This window comes from Agrobacterium sp. 22-226-1, assembly GCF_053522345.1.
Genome location: NZ_JBNWCP010000011.1, coordinates 139,211 through 160,511, shown reverse-complemented (window position 1 = coordinate 160,511; position 21,301 = coordinate 139,211). Strand labels below are relative to the sequence as shown.

22 protein-coding genes are annotated in these 21,301 nt (G+C 60.4%); 10 read left to right on the top strand and 12 right to left on the bottom strand.

Annotated elements, in window-relative coordinates; all coding sequences use genetic code 11:
* The first annotated feature begins 185 nt into the window (after positions 1-185).
* The 3 genes from ychF (at position 186) to ACQZ5K_RS18975 (ending at position 2,534) form a co-directional block, all read left to right on the top strand.
* Positions 186-1,289 carry a redox-regulated ATPase YchF gene (gene ychF, locus ACQZ5K_RS18985; protein WP_448741116.1) on the top strand — a complete coding sequence of 368 codons (1,104 nt, stop codon included), beginning with the start codon at positions 186-188 and terminating at the stop codon, positions 1,287-1,289.
* A gap of 307 nt (positions 1,290-1,596) precedes the next feature.
* Positions 1,597-2,070, top strand: coding sequence for a MaoC family dehydratase (locus ACQZ5K_RS18980; protein ID WP_065655710.1), 474 nt, complete (start codon positions 1,597-1,599; stop codon positions 2,068-2,070).
* Complete coding sequence (locus tag ACQZ5K_RS18975) at positions 2,067-2,534, top strand: MaoC family dehydratase (RefSeq protein WP_003523106.1); 468 nt, start codon at positions 2,067-2,069, stop codon at positions 2,532-2,534. The genes ACQZ5K_RS18980 and ACQZ5K_RS18975 overlap by 4 nt, the downstream gene beginning before the upstream one ends.
* Positions 2,535-2,577: 43 nt before the next feature.
* Here the strand turns inward: ACQZ5K_RS18975 and ACQZ5K_RS18970 are convergent, their stop codons facing one another.
* The 5 genes from ACQZ5K_RS18970 to petA all read right to left on the bottom strand — a co-directional run bounded on the left by ACQZ5K_RS18970 (position 2,578) and on the right by petA (position 6,511).
* A complete protein-coding gene (locus tag ACQZ5K_RS18970; RefSeq protein WP_003494623.1) occupies positions 2,578-3,120 on the bottom strand; it encodes an adenine phosphoribosyltransferase in 543 nt (180 codons plus the stop codon).
* Positions 3,121-3,212: 92 nt separating this feature from the next.
* Positions 3,213-3,605: a GFA family protein gene (locus tag ACQZ5K_RS18965; RefSeq protein WP_448741115.1), complete on the bottom strand. Its 393-nt coding sequence runs from the start codon at positions 3,603-3,605 to the stop codon at positions 3,213-3,215.
* Positions 3,606-3,688: 83 nt separating this feature from the next.
* On the bottom strand, positions 3,689-4,573 hold the full coding sequence (locus ACQZ5K_RS18960) for a cytochrome c1 (RefSeq protein WP_448741114.1): 885 nt from the start codon (positions 4,571-4,573) through the stop codon (positions 3,689-3,691).
* Between the two features lie 22 nt (positions 4,574-4,595).
* Positions 4,596-5,918, bottom strand: coding sequence for a cytochrome b (locus ACQZ5K_RS18955; protein WP_003523102.1), 1,323 nt, complete (start codon positions 5,916-5,918; stop codon positions 4,596-4,598).
* 14 nt (positions 5,919-5,932) lie between these two features.
* Positions 5,933-6,511 (bottom strand): ubiquinol-cytochrome c reductase iron-sulfur subunit, encoded by a 579-nt coding sequence (gene petA / locus ACQZ5K_RS18950; RefSeq protein ID WP_035239587.1) that lies wholly within the window; start codon positions 6,509-6,511, stop codon positions 5,933-5,935.
* 309 nt (positions 6,512-6,820) lie between these two features.
* Between petA and ACQZ5K_RS18945 the strand changes: the two genes are divergently transcribed.
* Complete coding sequence (locus ACQZ5K_RS18945; protein WP_448741113.1) at positions 6,821-7,753, top strand: endonuclease/exonuclease/phosphatase family protein; 933 nt, start codon at positions 6,821-6,823, stop codon at positions 7,751-7,753.
* A 9-nt stretch (positions 7,754-7,762) separates the two neighbouring features.
* Here the strand turns inward: ACQZ5K_RS18945 and ACQZ5K_RS18940 are convergent, their stop codons facing one another.
* From ACQZ5K_RS18940 to ACQZ5K_RS18930, 3 genes are all read right to left on the bottom strand, one after another.
* Complete coding sequence (locus ACQZ5K_RS18940) at positions 7,763-9,631, bottom strand: ABC transporter ATP-binding protein (protein ID WP_448741133.1); 1,869 nt, start codon at positions 9,629-9,631, stop codon at positions 7,763-7,765.
* Positions 9,632-9,753: 122 nt separating this feature from the next.
* Positions 9,754-11,604 carry an ABC transporter ATP-binding protein gene (locus ACQZ5K_RS18935; protein ID WP_448741112.1) on the bottom strand — a complete coding sequence of 617 codons (1,851 nt, stop codon included), beginning with the start codon at positions 11,602-11,604 and terminating at the stop codon, positions 9,754-9,756.
* Positions 11,605-11,984: 380 nt separating this feature from the next.
* Positions 11,985-12,860 carry a phosphodiesterase gene (locus ACQZ5K_RS18930; protein ID WP_448741111.1) on the bottom strand — a complete coding sequence of 292 codons (876 nt, stop codon included), beginning with the start codon at positions 12,858-12,860 and terminating at the stop codon, positions 11,985-11,987.
* Between the two features lie 246 nt (positions 12,861-13,106).
* Here ACQZ5K_RS18930 and ACQZ5K_RS18925 point away from each other — a divergent pair, with 246 nt between their 5' ends.
* Together ACQZ5K_RS18925 and ACQZ5K_RS18920 are read left to right on the top strand one after the other, a co-directional pair.
* Entirely contained in the window at positions 13,107-13,568 is a 462-nt protein-coding gene (locus ACQZ5K_RS18925; RefSeq protein WP_448741132.1) for a tRNA (cytidine(34)-2'-O)-methyltransferase, read from the top strand.
* 172 nt (positions 13,569-13,740) lie between these two features.
* The gene (locus ACQZ5K_RS18920; protein WP_020808607.1) at positions 13,741-15,393 is read left to right on the top strand and encodes a Na/Pi cotransporter family protein; all 1,653 of its coding nucleotides are present in this window, start codon (positions 13,741-13,743) and stop codon (positions 15,391-15,393) included.
* Between the two features lie 35 nt (positions 15,394-15,428).
* Here the strand turns inward: ACQZ5K_RS18920 and ACQZ5K_RS18915 are convergent, their stop codons facing one another.
* Positions 15,429-15,704: a hypothetical protein gene (locus ACQZ5K_RS18915; protein WP_003523094.1), complete on the bottom strand. Its 276-nt coding sequence runs from the start codon at positions 15,702-15,704 to the stop codon at positions 15,429-15,431.
* Between the two features lie 129 nt (positions 15,705-15,833).
* On the opposite strand from ACQZ5K_RS18915, the gene hemF reads away from it, so the two are divergent.
* The 3 genes from hemF (at position 15,834) to ACQZ5K_RS18900 (ending at position 17,554) form a co-directional block, all read left to right on the top strand.
* Positions 15,834-16,745: an oxygen-dependent coproporphyrinogen oxidase gene (gene hemF, locus ACQZ5K_RS18910; RefSeq protein ID WP_448741110.1), complete on the top strand. Its 912-nt coding sequence runs from the start codon at positions 15,834-15,836 to the stop codon at positions 16,743-16,745.
* Between the two features lie 123 nt (positions 16,746-16,868).
* On the top strand, positions 16,869-17,138 hold the full coding sequence (locus tag ACQZ5K_RS18905) for a hypothetical protein (RefSeq protein ID WP_448741109.1): 270 nt from the start codon (positions 16,869-16,871) through the stop codon (positions 17,136-17,138).
* Positions 17,139-17,368: 230 nt separating this feature from the next.
* The gene (locus ACQZ5K_RS18900; protein WP_003523091.1) at positions 17,369-17,554 is read left to right on the top strand and encodes a DUF1059 domain-containing protein; all 186 of its coding nucleotides are present in this window, start codon (positions 17,369-17,371) and stop codon (positions 17,552-17,554) included.
* A gap of 24 nt (positions 17,555-17,578) precedes the next feature.
* On the opposite strand, the gene ACQZ5K_RS18895 is transcribed toward ACQZ5K_RS18900, so the two are convergent.
* The 3 genes from ACQZ5K_RS18895 to ACQZ5K_RS18885 are packed head-to-tail and all read right to left on the bottom strand — an operon-like array spanning position 17,579 to position 20,090.
* Entirely contained in the window at positions 17,579-18,835 is a 1,257-nt protein-coding gene (locus ACQZ5K_RS18895; protein WP_448741108.1) for a CCA tRNA nucleotidyltransferase, read from the bottom strand.
* Positions 18,832-19,464, bottom strand: a complete 633-nt coding sequence (locus ACQZ5K_RS18890) for an NUDIX hydrolase (protein ID WP_003523089.1) — start codon at positions 19,462-19,464, stop codon at positions 18,832-18,834. The genes ACQZ5K_RS18895 and ACQZ5K_RS18890 overlap by 4 nt, the downstream gene beginning before the upstream one ends.
* A complete protein-coding gene (locus ACQZ5K_RS18885; protein ID WP_448741107.1) occupies positions 19,461-20,090 on the bottom strand; it encodes a DUF1285 domain-containing protein in 630 nt (209 codons plus the stop codon). Before ACQZ5K_RS18885 ends, ACQZ5K_RS18890 begins: the two co-directional genes overlap by 4 nt.
* A 175-nt stretch (positions 20,091-20,265) precedes the next feature.
* Between ACQZ5K_RS18885 and ACQZ5K_RS18880 the strand changes: the two genes are divergently transcribed.
* On the top strand, positions 20,266-21,276 hold the full coding sequence (locus ACQZ5K_RS18880) for an AAA family ATPase (RefSeq protein WP_065655696.1): 1,011 nt from the start codon (positions 20,266-20,268) through the stop codon (positions 21,274-21,276).
* Positions 21,277-21,301: the final 25 nt, after the last annotated feature.

Sequence of the window (21,301 nt, the reverse complement as noted above, 5' to 3'; positions counted from 1 at the left end):
GACGAAAGATCGATCGCTTGACCGGCTTATATTGCGCCGCAACCGCGGCATCGGCAACCCTGCCCGAAATTCCGCACCATTAAAGGTGCTTTGCCCGCACAAATCGGCCCGCGGGCTTGACCTTGCCCTGCCCTTTCCGCAAAAGGCTCCTCAACGAATTCTTTCAAACGGACAGGTTTCAAGCCATGGGCTTCAAATGCGGTATCGTTGGATTGCCAAATGTCGGCAAGTCCACTCTCTTCAACGCGCTGACGAAAACGGCAGCGGCGCAGGCGGCCAACTATCCCTTCTGCACCATCGAGCCGAACACCGGCGAAGTGGCGGTTCCGGATGCGCGCATGAAAATCCTTGCCGACATTGCCGGCTCGAAGGAAATCATCCCCACCCGCATCTCCTTCGTGGATATTGCCGGCCTGGTGCGCGGCGCATCGAAGGGCGAAGGCCTCGGCAACCAGTTCCTCGCCAATATCCGCGAAGTGGACGCCGTGGTTCACGTTCTGCGCTGCTTCGAAGATGACGACATCACCCACGTCGAAGGCCGCATCAATCCGGTGGCCGATGCCGAAACCATCGAGACCGAGCTGATGCTTTCCGATCTCGAAAGCCTTGAGCGCCGCACGGAACAGACCCGCAAGCGCGCCACCGGCAAGGATAAGGATTCGCTGGCGCAGCTGCCACTGATGGAAGCCTCGCTGAAGCTTCTGAACGAAGGCAAGCCGGTCCGCACCCTGCTCTCCACGCTTGATGCCGAGGAACTGCGCATCCTTCAGGGCCTCAACCTCCTGACCGCGCATCCGGTTCTCTACGTCTGCAACGTCGCCGAAAGCGACGCCGTCGACGGTAACGAACATACCAAGGCCGTTGCCGAAATGGCCAAGGCCCAGGGTGCGGAATCCGTCGTCATCTCCGCGGCGATCGAATCCGAAGTCGCACAGCTTCCCGATGAAGAGTCGAAGGAATTCCTCTCCGCCCTCGGCCTCGAAGAAGCGGGCCTCGACCGCCTGATCCGCGCCGGCTACAAGCTGCTCGACCTCATTACCTATTTCACCGTTGGCCCGAAGGAATGCCGCGCCTGGACCATCGAGCGCGGCACCAAGGCCCCGCAGGCCGCCGGCGTCATCCACTCCGATTTCGAACGCGGCTTCATCCGCGCCAACACCATCGCTTACAACGACTATGTCGCCTTCAAGGGCGAAGTCGGCGCGAAGGAAGCCGGCAAGGCTCGCGACGAAGGCAAGGAATATGTGGTTCAGGACGGCGACGTCATCCACTTCCGCTTCAATACCTGATCCGACCTTTGGCGACTTCGATAAGGTCCGCCAAGAAGGGTAACCGAACATTGCGGCGCGGTTTCTTCTCCCCGCCGGGGAGAAGGTGGCCCGAAGGGTCGGATGAGGGGGCAAGCTCTCGGTTTATCTCTACCCTCGCCCCCTCATCCCGCTGCCGCGACCTTCTCCCCCTCGGGGAGAAGGCGAAACGCGCGCCCACTCGCTCCAAACCACCTCCCCAAGAACCGGCCTCCCCGATTTGACCTTTACGTAAAGGGAAAAATCATTTTAGATGCCGCCGATATTGACTGTGCGAAGGGAGGAAACCATGACGCCGGTCGCGACATATGCCTATGAGGATTTTTCCGTCGGTCGGGAATTTCCTTTGGGCCCGCAATCGATTTCCGCAGAGCAGATTATCGCCTTCGCCAGCGAATTCGACCCACAGCCTATGCATCTTTCCGAGGAGGCTGGCCGCCAGAGCATTCTCGGCGGGCTGGCGGCTTCCGGCTGGCACACCTGCAGCCTGCTGATGCGGATGATGGCGGACAGCTACATCTCGAACTCGACCTCGCAGGGCAGCCCCGGCATCGATTTCGTCGACTGGAAAAAGCCGGTTCTGGCGGGCGATACGCTTGTCGGAAAATCCATCGTGCTGGAACAGCGGCCCTCCGCCTCGCGCCCCGGCATCGGCCTCGTGAAATTACGCCACGAGCTTTATAACCAGCGCGGCGTTCTGGTATCGCACGGGGAAAACACGGTGATGTTCCTGATGCGCGGCAATGGAGGCGTTGCAGCATGAAACTGGCAGAACTTTCTCCCATCGGCGAACGCGTCACCCTCGATACGCTGCATTTTTCCGCCGAAGACATCATCCGTTTTGCCCGCGATTTCGATCCGCAGCCCTTTCATCTCGACGCGGAAGCCGCAAAGAACAGCGTTTTCGGCGCTCTCTGCGCTTCCGGCTGGCACACCGGCGCAGGCTGGATGAAATGCTTCCTCTCTCACTGGGCCAAAGAGGTGAAAAGGTTGAAGCTACAGGGCCTTGAGCCGCCCAAACTCGGCCCCTCCCCCGGCTTTCGCGAACTCAAATGGAAAAAACCGGTCTTTGCCGGAGACGATGTCACCTATTTCGTGACCCTGCTCGACACCCGAGCGCTGGAATCCAGAGCTGGCGTCTGGCTGAACACCACATTTAACGAAGGCGTCAACCAGTCGGGAGAAACGGTGCTGACCTTCCAGAGCGGGGTTCTGGAATTCGAATAGAAAAGCGTCGGGGCAATAGCGTCACCATTGCCCCGTTACCATCTCAATGGCCGGAAAACTCCACCAGCGTCCGCACCTCGACACCGAGGTCTTCCAGCTTCTTGCGGCCACCGAGATCGGGCAGGTCTATAACGAAACAGGCGGAAACAATCTCCGCACCCATCTGCCGCAGCAGTTTGACCGCGCCTTCGGCAGTGCCGCCGGTCGCAATCAGGTCGTCGACCAGAATGACCTTTTCGCCCGGCTGGACCGCATCCACATGCATTTCCATTTCGTCGACGCCGTATTCAAGGCTGTAGGCGACACGGACGGTGGTGTGCGGCAGCTTACCCTTCTTGCGGATCGGCACGAAACCGGCCGATAGCTGATGCGCCACCGCACCGCCCAAAATGAAGCCGCGTGCTTCCATGCCGGCGATTTTGTCGATCTTGGTTCCCGCATAGGGCTGCACGAGTTCGTCCACGGCACGGCGAAAAGCGCGGGGGTTGCCGAGCAGCGTCGTGATGTCCCGGAAGATGATGCCCGGCTTCGGATAGTCGGGAATGGAACGGATGGCAGCGGAAAGCTCCGAAGCGATAACGGTCATGGTATTTCCAGTTGAGATAAGGGAAACGGGTCAGAAAGTTCGGGCCACCCTATCAACTTGACGGCTGCGGACCAACTAAAAAGGACCGGTGCTCATTCCGCCGGCGACATTCCCTCGATCCGCGCCCAGACCGGGCAGACATCCTCGAAGGAATGCGACAGGGGCCGCAGCGCCTCGTCGTCCCTGTCATCGAAACTTCCCGAGACCAGCGCAACCATCGGCGCGTCGTCGATGGCGCCAAGCGTGCTGCCGCAGCTCGGGCAGAAGGCCCGGCTGGAATAATCGGAGGATCGGAAAGTCGAAGGCGTGCCGCCCTCTCCCGTCCACGTCACCGCATCCTTCTCGAACTCCACCCAGGCAAGGCTGGGCGCACCGGAATGCCGCTGGCAGATATCGCAGGAGCAAGTGTGCGGATTGCCGGGCTCGCCCTTCGCTTCAAAGCGGATGGAGCCGCACAGGCAGCCGCCGTTACGAATTTTCGTCATTTCACCATCCCTCTCGACACATGAAAAGGCCCCCACGGAAGACCGTGGGGGCCAATGACTGACAGGCATCTTCTGGATGCCGATCAATGTTCCTTGTTGGCGTAGACCGATTTCTTGGTGAGATAGATCAGCGCCGTGAAGATGAACAGGAACACGATGACCATGAAGCCGGTGCGCTTGCGCTCTTCCAGATGCGGTTCTGCCGCCCACATCAGGAACGCAGCAACGTCCTTGGAATATTGGTCCACGGTCTGCGGCGCGCCGTCATCATAGGTCACCTGATCGGCACTGATCGGCGGCGCCATCTTCAGCGCGGCTGCGCTGACGAAATACGGGTTGAAATGCGTGCCTTCCGACACTTCAACGCCGGCCGGCGGATCCTGATATCCGGTCAGCAGCGCATGGATGTAGTCCGGGCCGCCTTCCTGATAACCGCCGACGATCGGGATCATGTCGATGAGGAATTGCGGAAAGCCGCGCTCCACGCCGCGCGCCTTGGCGAGCAGCGACATGTCAGGCGGGGCCGCCCCACCGTTGGCGGCTGCCGCCGCCTCATGGTTCGGGAAAGGCGAAGGGAAATGATCGGAAGGCACGGCCTTGCGATTATACATTTCACCATCGGCGTTCGGCCCGTCCTGCACTTCATATTCCGCGGCGAAAGCCTTCACCTGCTCGTCCGAATAACCGAGATCCTCCAGCGTGCGGAAGGAAACGAGGCTCATGGAATGGCAGGCGGAGCAGACTTCCTTATAGACCTTCAGACCGCGCTGAAGCTGGCCCTTGTCGTATTTGCCGAAGGGTCCGGCAAAGGACCAGCTCTGTTCCTCGGGCTTGATGACCGGGAAGTGACCCCCGGCAATCGCATGCTCCGTCTGGGCGGCGAGATCATGGCTCTCCTCCGCCGCGAAGGCGGCGGCGGAACAGCCGATGGCGGCGAAAAGCGCGATGCTCGTTACAAGCTTCTTCATTGTCGTCATCCTTCCTTCGCGCTCAGACTTCGGCAGCCGCAGATGCGGCACCCGTCTTGGCGGCGTTCTTTTCGAGAACGGCCTCGGTAATCGAATTCGGAATACGCCGGGGCGTTTCGACCAGACCGAGGATCGGCATGATGACGAGGAAGAAACCGAAGTAATAAAGCGTGCCGAGCTGCGAATAGCCGACATAATTGCCTTTCAGATCGCCTGTGAGCAGGCCGATCAGGCCGGTTCCTTCCGCCGGGCGTGAACCCAGCCAGCCGAGCATGATGGCATTGACCACGAACAGCCAGAAAAACATCTTGTACCAGGGACGATACACGGCGGAACGCACCTTCGACGTATCGAGCCAGGGCAGGAAGAACAGCACGACGATCGCGCCGAACATCACGAGAACGCCGCCGAGCTTGGAATCGATGATCCAGATGTTGAAGGTGATGGCGCGCAGCATGGCGTAGAACGGCAGGAAGTACCATTCCGGAACGATATGCGCCGGCGTCTTCAGCGGATCGGCCATGATGTAGTTGTCGGGGTGGCCAAGGAAGTTCGGCATGTAGAACACGAACCAGGCATAACCGATCAGGAACACGGAAACACCGAGCGCATCCTTCAGCGTCGCATAGGGCGTGAAGGGAACCGTGTCGGTCTTGCTCTTCACTTCAACGCCGGTCGGGTTGGTCTGGCCGGTCACATGCAGCGCCCAGATGTGCAGGATCACGACGCCTGCGATCATGAAGGGCAGCAGATAATGAAGCGCAAAGAAGCGGTTCAGGGTCGGCTGATCAACGGCAAAGCCGCCGAGCAGGAACTGCTGGATCCATTCGCCGATGGCCGGGAACGCGGTGAAGAAGCCGGTGATGACGGTTGCGCCCCAGAAGGACATCTGGCCCCAGGGCAGAACGTAGCCCATGAAGCCCGTCGCCATCATCAGCAGGAAGATCACGCAGCCAAGAATCCAGAGGATTTCGCGCGGCGCCTTGTAGGAGCCGTAATAAAGGCCGCGGGCGATGTGCAGGTAAACCGCGATGAAGAAGAACGACGCACCGTTGGCATGCATGTAGCGCAGCAGCCAGCCGTGGTTGACGTCGCGCATGATCTTTTCGACGGAATTGAAGGCGACCGTCGTTTCGGCCGCATAATGCATGGCCAGCACGACGCCGGTGAGGATTTGCACCAGCAGCATGACGGAAAGCATCGCGCCGAAGGTGTAGGCGTAGTTCAGGTTACGCGGGACAGGATAGGCAACGAAGCTGTCATAGATCATGCGCGGCAAGGGAAGCCGCGAATCGATCCACCTTTCGATGCCGGTGGACGGCTGATAACTGGAATGGCCACTCATGAATATCTGTCCCCTTATCCGATCTTGATCACGGTATCGGATGTGAATGCAAATGTCGGGATGGCGAGGTTCTGCGGCGCCGGACCCTTACGTATGCGGCCCGCCGTATCGTAGTGCGAGCCATGGCAGGGACAGAACCACCCGCCGAAATCGCCGGCCTGGCCGAGCGGAATGCAACCGAGATGGGTACAGGAACCGACCATGACGATCCAGTTTTCCTTGCCCTCGCCGGCGGAGCGGTCGATATCCGTCGCCTGCGCGTCAGCGGCGATGTTGGCATTGCGCGCCACGGGATCCTTCAGATCGCCGAGAGCGACGGCCTTGGCTTCCTCGATTTCCTTCTCCGTGCGGTTGCGGATGAAAATCGGCTTGCCGCGCCACTTCACGGTAAGCGACATGCCCGGCTCGACGGCCGTGACATCCACCTCGATGGAGGCGAGCGCCAGCGTCGATGCATCGGGACGCATCTGGTCGATAAAGGGCCATGCGACGGCGGCAGCACCGACAGCGCCCGCCATTCCCGTGACTAGGTAAAGAAAATCGCGACGGGTCGGTTCACCCGAAGCGTCGTGATTGGTTACGTGCTCGCTCACCGCTACACCATCCTCTGCGCTGTTTTTGCCGTAAATCGCATGAGTCCTCCCGCTATGATTTGATCCAAGACAAACTCCGTCCCATCGTCCTGGTCATTCTCGCGGCATTTGAGAAACCGCGTCATGTGTTTGATCGCAAAATATTGACTGACTTGGCAAGAGCAAAGCACACAAAGCTGCCGTAATTCTGCCGGAGGGGGCCGATTTGGCTCGCATTTTTTCGCCGTCCTTGGCAGGCGGGCAACATTGTGCGCATCCATCCACCATGTTAGGAGACTTCAAGGGAGAGCGCGGAAAGCAGGGATTCGGATGACGGCGAAGCTCTCTAGCATGGTCTCCACGGCGGTGGCTGCCGTTCTTTTCGTCGCCAGCCTGCGTTATGTGACGGATTTCTGGCTTCTCGCCTTCGTCACCAGTTTCCAGCTGCACATCGCCATCGTCTGTATCCTGCTGGCATGCCTCATTTTCTGGCTGACGCGCGACGCGGTTTCGGCGCTCCTCGTCGTCTGGTCGCTTGCGCTCGCCATCCATGCCATTGCCATGCTTCTGGAATTTTCCACATCCGCCACCCCCGCGCCGGGCGCCAAACCCTTCCGGCTGCTGTCCTTCAACGTGCTGATGGACAATGCCGCCAATGCGGACGCAATTGCCGACACGATTCTCGAATCGGGTGCGGATGCGGTCTATCTCTTCGAGGCGGCGGCGCTTAAATCGGCCCTGCCGCGTCTGCAGCAAACCTATCCGCACAGGCTTGGCTGTTACACCGGAACGCCCGGATGCGATCTGGTCATCCTGTCAAAAAGACCGTTGCTGGAAGGCCGTTTCCACAGCCTCAGCGATCTTCGGCGGGATCGGTTCGCCATAGCCCATATCGATCTCGACGGCACGGAACTGACGCTCGCCGCCGGGCATATCACCAAGCCCTATTTCGACGATTATCATCGCGATGAACTCGATGAAGTGAGTGAAATTCTCTTTCGCGTCACCGGGCCGCTCATTCTGGCCGGAGATTTCAATTCGGCCAGCATCGCCCCTGACATGCGCGCTTTCCTCGCCGCCAACGATCTGAAGAAAGCGACCTTCGAACCCGCCACATGGCCGACGGAGGCCGGCCGCTTCGGCATCGCCATCGACCACATCTTCGCCCACGAACCGGCGACGCTGATGAAAACCACCCGCCTGCCCGACAGCCTCGGTTCCAATCATTACGGCCTGATGGCGGATTTCATGATCGGGAAATAGTCGAAGGGCTTATTGCGCCGCTTCATCCGCGGCAAGAAAACCGCCCGACTGCCGCGCCCAGAGTTCCGAATAGAGACCGCCCTGCATGACCAGATCGGAATGGCTGCCCTGTTCGACGATGCGCCCCTGATCCATTACGATCAGCCGGTCGAGAGCGGCAATCGTCGACAGGCGGTGGGCGATGGCCAGCACCGTCTTGCCCTGCATCAACTCGTCCAGATTGCTCTGGATCGCCGCCTCCACCTCCGAATCGAGCGCCGACGTCGCCTCATCGAGCACGAGGATCGGTGCGTCCTTCAGCATCACGCGGGCGATTGCGATGCGCTGGCGCTGGCCGCCGGACAATTTCACGCCGCGTTCGCCCACATGCGCGTCGAACCCCTTGCGGCCGCGCTGATCCTCGAGCCTGGCGATGAAGTCATCCGCCTTGGCCCGGCGCGTCGCCTCCTGCAATTGCGCTTCGGTGGCGTCGGTGCGGCCGAACAGGATATTGTCGCGAATGGAGCGATGCAGCAGCGACGTATCCTGTGTGACCATGCCGATATGGGCGCGCAGGGATTCCTGCGTCCCCCTGGCGATATCCTGCCCGTCGATCAGGATGCGGCCTTTTTCGACATCGTAAAAACGCAGGAGCAGATTGACGAGAGTGGATTTTCCCGCCCCGGAGCGTCCGACGATGCCAACCTTCTCGCCCGCCCTGATTTCGAGGTTGAGATGGTCGATGACGCCGTTCGCGCGCCCGTAGTGGAAGCTGACATTTTCGAAACGTATGCCCGGCCTCTTGACCTCCAGCACCGTCGCCTCTGGCGCATCGACGAGACCGATCGGCTGCGAAATCAGCTCGGCGGCGTTCTGCACCGTGCCGAAATTGCGCATGATGCCGTTGAACTGCGTCATCAGCCGGCCGAGCAGGAAGTTGAGACGCAGCACCAGCGCCAGCGTGAAGGCCACCGCACCGGAACTGATCTTGCCGGAAAGCCACAGATCGATGCAGAGCGCCGCCATGGAGGTGATCATCACGCCGGACAACAGCGCCATGGAAGCGCGCACGCCGGTGATGAACCGGGTGAATGTCATGGTCGCATGCTGGAAAATGTCGAAACCCTGCCGCATGTAGCGGTCATTGGCATCATCTCGCCCGAACAGCCGGAGCGTCTGGATATTGCTATAGGCATCCACCATGCGGCCGGAGAGCATCGAAGCGGCTTCCGCCGTTTCCTTGGAATGGTAGCGGATACGCGGCACGAAATACCGCGCCAGCAGCGAGAATATCCCCACCCAGACGACGACGACGACCGCAAGCCGCCAGTCCAGCCCGCCGATCAGGAACAGCATGGAAACGGAATAAATGCCGACGAACCACACGCTTTCCATCAGCGAGGTGACGAGATCGCCCGCCGCCTGCCCGCCCGACCAGACTTTGGTGACGATGCGGCCGGAAAAATCGTTCTGGAAGAAGGTCAGCGATTGCCGCGCCACATGCATATAGGATTGCCAGCGCACCAGATTGTAAAAACCGGGCGTGATGATCTGCTGATCCACCAGCGCCGTCACCATGGTGACGATAAAACGCACGACGCCGATCAGCACCAGCATGCCCACCAGCTCGCCGCCATGGGCCGCAAGCAGCCCCGCCCAGCCCTCTTCCGGCTTCACGGTGGAGAGAATATCCACCAGCCGCCCGACGAACCAGAACAGCGCCGCCTCGATGGCCGCCGTCAGCCCGCCGAGCACCAGCATGGCGAAAAACGGCGCCTTGGCCTGCGAGATGTAGAACCAGATAAAGGCGAACGTGCTTTCAGGCGGCCGCAAATCGTCCTTGCGGGCGAAGGGCTTTATCCAGTTCTCGAAAAACTCGAAGATGCGGGTAATAACCATGATCCGGATATAGGCGGATTCCCGGAGCGGGAACAGCCGCGAAGGCTTCGGGAAGAGATTATATTTCGGTAACATTCGGGGAATGAAAAAGGCGGGAAACGTTCCCGCCCTCTCGCTTTTCCTTACTCCGCGGCCACTTCCGCCTCATGGTCCGCGATGAAGCCGCCGGACTGGCGTCGCCACAGGTCGGCATAGATACCGCCCATCGCCACCAGCTCCGCATGGCTGCCCGCCTCCACGATCCGGCCCTTGTCGAGAATGATAAGCCGGTCCATTTCCGTCAGCGTCGAAAGGCGGTGGGCGATCGCGATCACCGTCTTGCCTTCCATCAGCGAGAACAGGTTTTCCTGGATCGCCGCCTCGACTTCCGAGTCGAGCGCCGAAGTCGCCTCGTCCAGCACCAGGATCGGCGCGTTCTTGAGGAAGACGCGGGCGATTGCGATACGCTGGCGCTGGCCGCCGGAGAGCTTCACGCCGCGTTCGCCCACCTGCGCATCGAGGCCCTGACGGCCATGCATGTCGACAAGCGTTTCGATGAAGTCCCAGGCATTGGCCCGCTTCGCCGCCGCAATCACCTGCTCGTCGGTGGCCTCGGGGTGGCCATAAGCGATGTTGTCGCGGATCGACCGGTGCAGCAGCGAGGTATCCTGCGTCACGACGCCGATCAGCTCGCGCAGGCTGTCCTGTGACACCTTCGAGATGTCCTGCCCATCGATGGTGATCCTGCCCGCTTCCAGATCGTAGAAACGCAGAAGCAGGTTCATCAGCGTCGTCTTGCCCGCACCCGAACGCCCGACCAGACCGACCTTTTCGCCAGGTTTGATGTCAAGCGTCAGCCCGTCGATCACGCCCTTGTTCTTGCCGTAGTGGAAACGGACATTGTCATAACGGATCGCGCCCTGCGGTGCGGCAAGCTCAGGCGCTTTCGGAACGTCGACGATATCGTGCGGCTTCGTCATCATCGACATGCCGTCATAAACCGTGCCAATATTTTCGAACAGCGAGGTGACTTCCCACATGATCCATTGCGACATGCCGTTGACGCGCATGGCAAGGCTGATGGCGATGGCGACCGAACCGGCCGTGACCGAACCCTGCATCCAGAAATGAAGACCGAGCGCCGCCGTGGAAAACAGCACCAGGGCGTTGTTGAGGTCGATCAGGATGTTGAAGCCGGAAATCTTGCGCATCTGGCGGTGAACGGTTCCGAGAAACACATTCATGCCATCACGCGCATATCTTTCCTCGCGCCCCGCATGGGAAAACAGCTTGATCGTCGAGATGTTGGTGTAACTGTCGACGATCCGGCCCGTCATCATCGAGCGCGCATCGGCCTGTTCCTGCGCCAGCCGGCCGAGCTTCGGCACGAAATAAGCGAGAATGGCCATATAGATACCGAGCCAGACCAGCAGCGGAATGACCAGCCGCCAGTCCGCCGCCGCGACCATGAACAGCATCGAGACGACGAAGCTGATCGCATAGACGAAGACGTCGATCACCTTCAGCGCCACTTCGCGGATCGCCAGCGCCGTCTGCATCACCTTGGTGGAAACGCGGCCGGCAAACTCGTTGGCGAAGAAGTTCATGGAATGGCGCAGCAGGAAACGGTGCATCTTCCAGCGCGCGATCATGCCGAAATTGCCGGCAAGCGTCTGGTGCATCGTCATGGTGTGGATTGCGCCCATCAGCGGCAGCACGAAGAGCACCAGCGCCGCCATGCCGATCAGATGCCAGCCCTCATCGGCAAAAAACGTCTCGCGATTGGCCGTGGACAGCCAGTCGACGATATTGCCGAGGAATTTGTAGAGCATGGCTTCCGCAATCGCGATGCCCATGGACATCAGGCCGAGCAGCAGGAGCCATGGCCATGCGGGCTTCACATAATGCCACAGGAACGGCAAAAGCTTCTTTGGCGGCACGGAGGGCGCCGAAGAGGGAAAAGGATCGAGGCGTTTTTCAAACCAGCCAAACATAGGCCAAGCTCCGGCAATCAATCGCTCCATCGTGACATGGTGAGCGGACACAAATATGGCTCACGACGGAACGGAAAAGTCTTTGGATATGGCCGTGACAGCCACATGACGAATCGAAAAATGGGAAACGCGGGCGAACCGCGGAGTAACACCTAAGCCAGCAGCGGCACGACTGGGGCCGGGAGGCGAATGCGAATGTCATTTGGCATGAGAACCTCCCTTGGCTGGTGTTGAAGATATGGCCTTGTAGCGCAAAATTTAGTCAATGACCAGTCGGAAAGACACCGAATACGCGAGAAAACATGCGGGTGCCGCCCAAAGGCGAACGGGCGGAGATGACCCTGCGAGGTCTCCGCCCGTTAAACGATGCGCACGTCGCCTTATTCGGCCGCGTCCTGCGCCTCTGCGCTTTCATAGCCCGCAATCAACTCGGCCATTCCGGCCTGCGTATGCCGCTTCAATTCCCGGCGATCGCTGGGCTGCGGCGCAAAGGTGACGGTCAGCCCCGTGTCCCTTATCGTGCCGATGGCGAAGGACGCACCGGACAACATGCGCACGCCCTCGTGCAGCCAAAGCGGATCGGTGGCGAAATGCTGGCCTATGCCGACCACGACGGGAATGCCCTGCCAGTGCGACATGCGGTCGTAATGGATGTGGCCCGCAAGAATGCCGATGACATCATGCTCGAACAGCACCTCGTCCAGCGCCTCGGTATCCGCGAAGGAAAGCGATTCCCACTCCGCCTCCGGACGGTCGAGATCGAGCGCCGGCGCATGGTGCATCACCAGCAGCTTCGGCAGTTCGGGGTGGTTTTCCAGCTCATCCTCCAGCCATTCGATCTGCCCCGGCTCGAAAGCGCCGCCGACCTTGCCCGGAACGCTGGTATCCATGACGATGATGTGGATGCCGGCAATGACCTCGGCATGGTCATAGGGCTCGTCCAGATCCTCATGGCGGTCGAGCATGACCGGATAAAAACCGTCGCGGCGGTCGTGATTGCCGAGCGCGAAGAGCACCGGCATATCGAGTTCCGCTTCCGCCATCAGCCGCTTGAGTTCCTCATAGCTGCCGACATCGCCCCTGTTGGTCAGATCGCCGCTGGCAACGATGAATTCAGGCGGCGGCACGAGCGCCTTGATCTGCGCAAGCGTCGCGGAAAGCGTGGCCGAGGTCTCGGAATAAAGATCATCGTCCTGCACCTGCGGATTGCCCACATGCAGATCGGTCAGATGGACGAAATTCACCCGTTCGGACATGGTGTCCTCCTGTTGTTGCGTGCAGAAAATCCGGCTCGAGACGGCCTGTCCCGACCATTCACGATGGTCCGGGCAAGCCCAACGATGCATTGGTGAATGGGTAGCCGCCCTGTGTGTCACGCGAATGAATATCCAGCCGGGAACAACACCTCAAAGGGACTTTTCACAGCATAGCTGTCGCCCGGCCCCTGCCCGTGATAATCGAGCGGGCAGACCAAACGCAGTGAGACGTCCATGCCCGATACCATGCCCGACATCAGGATCGCCCTTTACCAGCCCGATATTCCCGGCAACACCGGCACCATCCTGCGGCTGGCCGCCTGTCTCGGCCTTGGCGTCGACATCATCGAGCCGGCCGGTTTCGATATTTCCGACCGTAATCTGAAACGGGCGGGCATGGATTATATCGCGGCGGCGGCGCTGACGCGCCATGTCAGCTGGGAGCGTTTCGAGGAATGGCGGGCAACCACCGGCCGCCGTCTCGTTCTCGCCTCCACCAAAGCCGCCCTGCCCTATACGAAGATCGCCTACCGCACGGATGACATCCTGCTTTTCGGCCGCGAAAGTGCGGGCGTACCCGACCACGTGCATGAAAAGGCAGAGGTGCGAATCATCATCCCCATGGTGGCGGGACAGCGCTCCATCAACGTCGCCATGTCGGCGGCGATGATCGCCGGCGAGGCTTTGCGCCAGGTGGCATGGGCATAGGCGCCATTTTTAACGCCAATTTTTCGGGCAAATACAAAATTTGACCGTTTTTACTTCAAAACTGTCGCAACCCGGCCTGTACCGAGGGCATCGAGGCTCCTATACTGATTAGCCGGACAATAAAAATCGTGCTCGCCGGAATCATCCGCCGGCGGGTGTGAGGAGACGTCGCATGCAATCCACCATTGTCATCGTCAACCTTCTCGGCGCAGTCGCGCTGCTGCTCTTCGGCCTTGCCCAGGTCAAGGATGGCGTCACCCGCGCCTTCGGCATGAAACTGCGAAGCGTGCTGGCCACCGGCACCCAGAACGGTCCGCGTTCCTTCTTTTCCGGCTTCTTCGCCACCGTCGCGCTGCAAAGTTCGACGGCGACGGCCCTCACCGTCGCCTCCTTTGCTGAACGAGACCTCATCAGGCCGCGCATGGCGCAGGTGGTGCTGCTGGGCGCCAATGTCGGCACCGCCGTTACCGCATGGATCGTCGCGGCCGGTGTGGAGTGGCTGTCGCCGCTGCTGATCCTTGCGGGCATTATTCTGAAAAAGGGCAGCTCCAATGCCCGGCAGGGCGGCGGAACGGCGCTGATCGGCATCGGCCTCATGCTTCTGTCGCTGCATCTGTTGAGCGGCGCGACAGAACCGATGCGCGCCTCGCCGGCTCTCGGCGTCTTTATCGGCCTGCTTGACGGGGCATGGCCCGTCGCGCTGATCTTTTCCGCCGTGCTCGCCTTCGTTTCGTCTTCGAGCCTCGCCGTCGTGGTGCTCATCCTGTCGCTGGCCGCCACCGGCACGCTTTCCACCGGCCTCATCATCGTGCTCATTCTCGGCGCCAACCTCGGCGGTGCCATTCCGCCGGTCATCGCCACGCTTTCCGGCCCCGCCTCGGCACGGCGCATCACCATGGGCAACCTTCTGGTGCGCACCATTGGCTGCCTCATCGCCCTGCCGCTCGCCTCCTATGGCGCGGAATTCCTGCAGCAATTGCCGCTTTCGCCGGCAAAATTGCCGGTCGACGCCCATCTGATCTTCAACGTCATTCTGGCAGCGCTGGCCTGGCCCTTTTCCGGCCTCCTGTCCGACCTGATGGCAAGGTTGGTGCCGGGCGATCCGAAAGCCGAAGACGGCCCGAATTTCCTCGACCAGCAGGCGCTGGACATGCCGGTCGTGGCGCTTGCCAACGCCACCCGCGAGGTGCTGGGTGTCGGCGACAGCATCGAGCGGATGCTGATCCGCGCCGAAAACGCCTTCAAGCACAATGATCTGGCGCCGCTTCAGGAGGTTTCCCTGCTCGAAAAGAAGGTGGACCGCCGCCAGCAGGAGGTGAAGGTCTATCTGTCGCAACTGGGACGCAAGGGGCTTTCCGACGAAGAAGCGCGTCGTTCGATCGCCATCATCGACTACGCCATCAACCTCGAACATATCGGCGACATCATCGAAAAGGGCATCTGCGAGCAGATCCGCAAGAAGGTGCTGAACAGCTTCAAGTTTTCCGATGACGGCTATGAAGAGCTGAAAACCCTGTTCGACATGACCATCGAGAACCTGCGCGCCGCCCAGAGCATTCTGGTAACCGGCGATTTCGAACTCGCCCGCAGGCTGATGGAAAGTAAGGTGGATATACGCCGCCTCGAAAAACAGTCCTCGAACCGCCATCTGGAGCGGCTGCGCGACGGGCTGGCGGAAAGCATGCAGACCAGTTCGCTGCATCTCGACATGCTGCGCGACCTCAAACGCATCAACGCCCATATCGTCACGGTGGCGCATCCCATTCTGGATGAAAGCGGCGTGCTGATTGAAAGCCGCCTGCGTTATGCCGAACCCCGCGCCTAAAAGCATTTCCAGGAAAAGCGAAAACGCTCCAAAATTCAATCGGCCGAAGGAAGCCGCCGCATGGTGAATTCGATGCGGTCGCCTTCCAGCTGCCGCCAGCTTTCCACTTCCGTCCAGTAGGCCGCTTTCGGAAAGCTGTCGAACCATTCGCGCGCCTTGGCGCGGGCTTCCTCGCGTCCGAGACAGAAGGTCTGCCGCACGAACATGCCATTGCGCGTCTTGTCGTCGCCCGAGCCTTCACGCGCCTTGCGGTGATTGGCGATCCTGCGCTTCAGCCCGTCCAGGGGCGGCGGTCCGGTAAATTTCGTCATGATATTCACCTCTGGCACCTACATCGATAAAGATAGTGCCCGCATGTGAACTTGGCGAGTCGAATTTGTGCGCGGGGCCTGCACCTGCTAGACGCGACAGGGAATCGACTTCACCAAAGGAGAATACGCATGGAACGGCCAATCTTGCCGAAGGGCTTGCCCGACGACATCGAGGACAAGAAGGCCCTTGCCCAAGCCTGGTTCCAGCATCTGCGCGACACCATCGTTAACTCCTTCGAGACCCTCGAAAACGACCTGACCGGCCCTCTTTCCGACCAGGAGCCCAGCCGTTTCGTCCAGAAAGACTGGCTGCGCGACAATGGCGAGGGCGGCGGCGGCAAGATGTCGATGATGGAAGGCCGCGTCTTCGAAAAGGTCGGCGTCCACACCTCCACCGTCTATGGCGAATTCTCGCCGGAATTCCGCAAGCAGATACCGGGCGCGGAAGAAGACCCGCGTTTCTGGGCGTCGGGCATTTCGCTCATCGCCCATCCCGTCAACCCCAATGTGCCGGCGGTGCACATGAATACCCGCATGGTCGTCACCACCAGCCACTGGTTCGGCGGCGGTGCGGATCTGACGCCGGTGCTGGGACGCAGAAGGACGCAGGAAGACCCGGACAGCCAGCTTTTCCATCGTGCCTTCGAAATCACCTGCAACCGCCATCCGGTTGCCGATTATCCGCGCTACAAGACGTGGTGCGACGAGTATTTCTTCCTGAAGCACCGTAACGAAGCCCGCGGCATCGGCGGCATCTTTTTCGACTGGCTGCACCCGCAGGAGGAAAATGGCGGCTGGGACGCCAATTTCGCCTTCGTGCAGGATGTCGGCCGCGCCTTCAATCTGGTCTATCCGAAAATCGTCCGCGCCAATTTCAACCAGAATTGGACGGAAGAGGACCGCGACGAACAGCTTATCCGCCGCGGCCGCTATGTGGAATTCAACCTGCTTTACGATCGCGGCACGATCTTCGGCCTCAAGACCGGCGGCAATGTCGAATCGATTCTCTCCTCTCTACCGCCGGTGGTGCGCTGGCCCTAAAAAACCTCACGTAAATTTGACGCTCATCAGCCAATTTGTCGCAAATAGCGCAAATTAGGACTTATGGAAAAATCAAGGCAATGATAGTCTCCTCCCCGCAGACGTACTGGAGGAGCTATCGTCATGATTACTTCGAACAGCATGCCTATCTCTGCTTCCCCCGAGGGAGCGACACAATCCATCGATACCCCGGAATTGATCGACCGCCTGGCAGCGGAAATGCGCGCCACGGGTGATCGCGAACTGCCGCATTCCTTTTATGTCGAACAGGTAAAACGCTCCCTTGCCGGACAAAAAACGGCACGGCGGGCAGCCAATGACGAAATGCCTCGTACAAAAATTCCGGCAGCCGGCACATCCTCTGTTTTTCAGTGCTGGGCGATGCCCGAATAGGGGGCCTGAATAAGGTCGAAGGACGCCGCTCTGGAACATAAGCGGTGAACATTCGTTTCTTGTCGGAGGGACAGCAGGCAATTGAATGCTGTCCCTCACTCTCGCACATTGCTCCCTGTCGAAAATCGATTCCGGTTTTCGACAGGGAGCAATGTGCAGACTCAAAATGTTAGAGCGTCCTTTATGCGTCCGAACGGACGCATGGCGCTCTAAAACAGGGAGGCAAGACCATGAGACTGTTTGAATGTGGAACGCTCGTGCCCGGCTGTGCCTGGCACACGCGCGCAGATGACGACGCCGAAGTTGTGCGTCGCACCGTGGAACATATGCGATCGGCGCACGGCGAAACCGTCATCCGCGAGAACATGATCGAAAATATCAAATCCCGCATTCGCGACGAGGCAAATGCGGCCTGAGCCGCAACGCTGCCGCCGCTGACCTCAATTTTCCAGCATATCCTTCAGCCGGGCGGTCAACGCTGCCCGGTCGAGTGAGAAATTGACGTTGATCCACTTTTCCTCGAGGCTTTTCAGCACTTCGCCCACCTTCGGGCCGGCCTCGACGCCCGCGGCCATCACATCCGCACCGCTCAGCGGGAATCCGGGTTTGTGGAATTTTTCCGCCCGCGTCAGCAAAGTCGAAAGCCGCGCTACTTTCTGCATGGCCGTGTCGCCAGCGGAAATATCGGCACGGGCCGAGGCAAGCGCCAGTTTCAGCCGCGTCTTCACGCCCTCGACGCCCTGACGATAAAGCAGCCGGTCGAGCGCTGTCTCCTTCAGCTCGGGATCAGCTGCCGGAGCCGAAGCCCAATGGGCGAGATAAGCCGCTTCGGCTTTCGACAGCCGGAGGCGCGCGGCAAGGGCAGCCAGCCTGTCCCTGTCCGGCGGCACGATGGCGGCAAGCCGCAGCATCGGGTCCACCGCCCAGCCGAGAGCCTGCTCCGTCGTTACCAGCCCGTGAATGGAGTCGATGCCCCATTTTTCCGTTTCGGGAAGAATTTCCGCCAGAACGCCCGATTGCCGCATCCACAAAAGGGCGCGGGAAGGATCGCGGGCGGAAAGCAGCTTTTTCAGCTCGCTCCACACCCGCTCGGCCGAAAGGGTGCCCAGCTTGTCCTTGGCCCGCGCACTTGCCCGCAAGCCGTCCGCATCCGGGCGGCCGGAGCCGTAATGGGCGAAAAAGCGGAAAAACCGGAGAATCCGCAGGTAATCTTCCGAAATCCGCATCGCCGCATCGCCGATGAAGCGCACGGTGCCGGTCTCGATATCGGGAAGACCATCGATAAGGTCGATGATCTCGCCCTTTTCATCGGCATAAAGAGCATTGATGGTGAGGTCACGCCGCTCGGCATCGGTCTGCCAGTCGGTGCCGAAGGCCACCTGTGCGTGGCGGCCATTGGTTTCGACATCGCGGCGCAACGTTGTCACCTCGAAACCTTCGCCATCGATCACCAGCGTTACGGTGCCGTGCTCGATGCCGGTCGGCACCGCCTTGATGCCCGCAGCCTTGGCCCGAGCAACAACCACGTCAGGGGTCAGCGTCGTCGCCATGTCGACATCGACCACCGGCAGGTCCATCAGCGCATTGCGCACCGCGCCGCCAACGATCCTCACCTCGCCGCCATCGGCATTCAGAAGCGTAAAGATGCGCTTCAGCGCCGGTTTTTCAAACCAGTCCCGCCCGGCAAGGCTGCTCATGAATAAAACCTCTCGTAAATCGTCCTGACGATGCCCGCCGTAATGCCCCAAATGTAGCGTTCGCCATAGGGCATTTCATAGAAAAACCGCTCCTTCCCCTGAAAGATGCGGCTGCCGCGCCCGTGATTGGCCGGGTCCATCAAAAAGGACAGCGGCACCTCGAAAACCTCATCCACTTCCGTGGGATTGAGCGTGAGGTCAAAGCCGGGGCGAACGATCGACAGCACCGGCTTGATGCGGAAACCCGTCCCGGAAATATAATCCGGCAGACGTCCGACCGTTTCCACGAAAGACCGCGAAAGGCCGATTTCCTCTTCCGTCTCGCGCAACGCCGCCTCTTCCGGCGTGCGATCTTCGGCATCGATGCCGCCGCCCGGAAATGAAATCTGGCCGGAATGTTTGCGCAGGGTGGCCGTGCGCTGAGTGAAGATCACCCGCGCATCGTTGCCATCGTCAATGACCGGCACCAGCACGGCGGCGTCCTTCAGCCTGATGCCGTTTCCAGACAGCACCACACCCGGATTGAGCACATGGTCGCCATGCTCCCGCTCCGCCACGCCCTCGCCTTCCTGCAGCACGCGGCAGCGGAAATCGGCGGCGGTAAAAGTCTTGAATGCCGTTGTCGTCATTGCGAAAGCCGTTCCAGTTCCTTGGCGGGCATCACCGGAAAAACGACGCCGCCCGAGCGCACGGCGAACATCTCGACACCATCCACCTCGATTACCTCGCCAAGCGCGACGAGATCATACATCACCGCCCGCGACACGAGTGCCTCCAGCCGGCCGCGCACCAGAAGATAGGGTTTCAATTCCAGGTTTTCACCGAAGATTTCAAAGCGCAGCGGATGCTGCGGTCCCGCCTCCACCACATCGCCGACATTGGTGCGGAAGGTCAGCAGCGGCTCGCCATCATCCCCACCCGCCGTCAGCTTCATTTCCACGGCGACGAAAGGCGCATCGACGACGCGGATGCCGACTTTTTCCACAGGAGTTACGAGATAGGTTTTGCCGTCCTCATCCTTGCGCAGAACGGTGGAAAACAGCCGCACCAGCGGCGCCCTGCCGATGGGTGTCCCGAGGTAGAACCATGTGCCGTCAGCACGGATTTCCATGTCGAGATCACCGCAAAAAGGCGGATTCCAGCGCTCCACCGGGGCAGGCCCGCGTTTGGCGTCGCCAGTCTGCTCGGCGGCGCGGGAAATCATCGCCGCCAGCCCGGCCGCATCCCCCGCCGAATTTATCGTCTCCGCTGCCATATTCGAGTCTCGCTTTGCCGATAAGGAAATACTAAGTCACGACATAGTCATTCGAATGGCGCTTGTCAGCGGCCAAGAGAGCAATAAGCTAGATGCAGCGCAAAATCCGTCCCGGCCAGCGGCCAGCAAAACCGGGAGGCGACTGTGACAGCGGCGAAGGTATGAGGAGAGCGACATGGGCGTGATGAATACCGGCGAAACCCTCGATGAAAAGGCCATCGTCGCCTCGGCCGAAAAGGCGCTTTCAGACATAGCGGCCATCCGCACGGAAGTCTCCAAGGTCATTTTCGGCCAGGAAAAAGTGGTGCAGAACACGCTTCTCGCCATCCTTTCCGGCGGCCATGCGCTGCTCGTCGGGGTTCCCGGCCTCGCCAAGACCAAGCTCGTCACCACACTCGGCACCGTGCTCGGCCTCGATGCCAATCGCATCCAGTTCACGCCGGATCTGATGCCGTCGGATATCCTCGGTTCCGAAGTCATGGATCAGGACGAAAACGGCCGCCGCTCCTTCCGCTTCATCAAGGGTCCGATTTTTGGCCAGCTGCTGATGGCCGACGAAATCAACCGCGCCAGCCCCCGCACACAGTCTGCGCTGCTGCAGGCCATGCAGGAATATCACATCACCATGGCCGGCCAGACCTACGAGCTGCCGAAGCCGTTCCACGTCCTTGCCACCCAGAACCCGCTGGAACAGGAAGGTACCTATCCGCTGCCCGAAGCCCAGCTCGACCGCTTCCTGCTGCAGGTCGATGTCGGTTATCCCGAACTTGCCGCCGAACGCCAGATCCTGCTCGACACGACAGGCACCGCCTCGGGCGAAGCGCGCGGCGTGATCGATGCCGGGCGCCTGATGGAAATCCAGGCCCTCATCCGCCAGATGCCGGTCAGCGACAAGGTGGTGGATGCAATCCTCTCGCTCGTCCGCTCCGCCCGCCCCGGCCATGGCAACAAATTGACCGACAAACACGTTGTCTGGGGGCCGGGTCCGCGCGCCGGCCAGTCACTGATGCTGACGGCCCGCGCCCGTGCGCTTTACGAAGGCCGGCTCGCCCCGTCGCTGGACGATGTCCATGCGCTCGCCGAACCGGTGCTGGAGCACCGCATGGCGCTGACCTTTGCGGCCCGCGCCGAAGGCATGTCGGTGCGCGATGTCATCGCAGCCCTCGTGGAGCAGGCGAAGAACTGAACGCACGTTCGCGAAAGGACTGCAT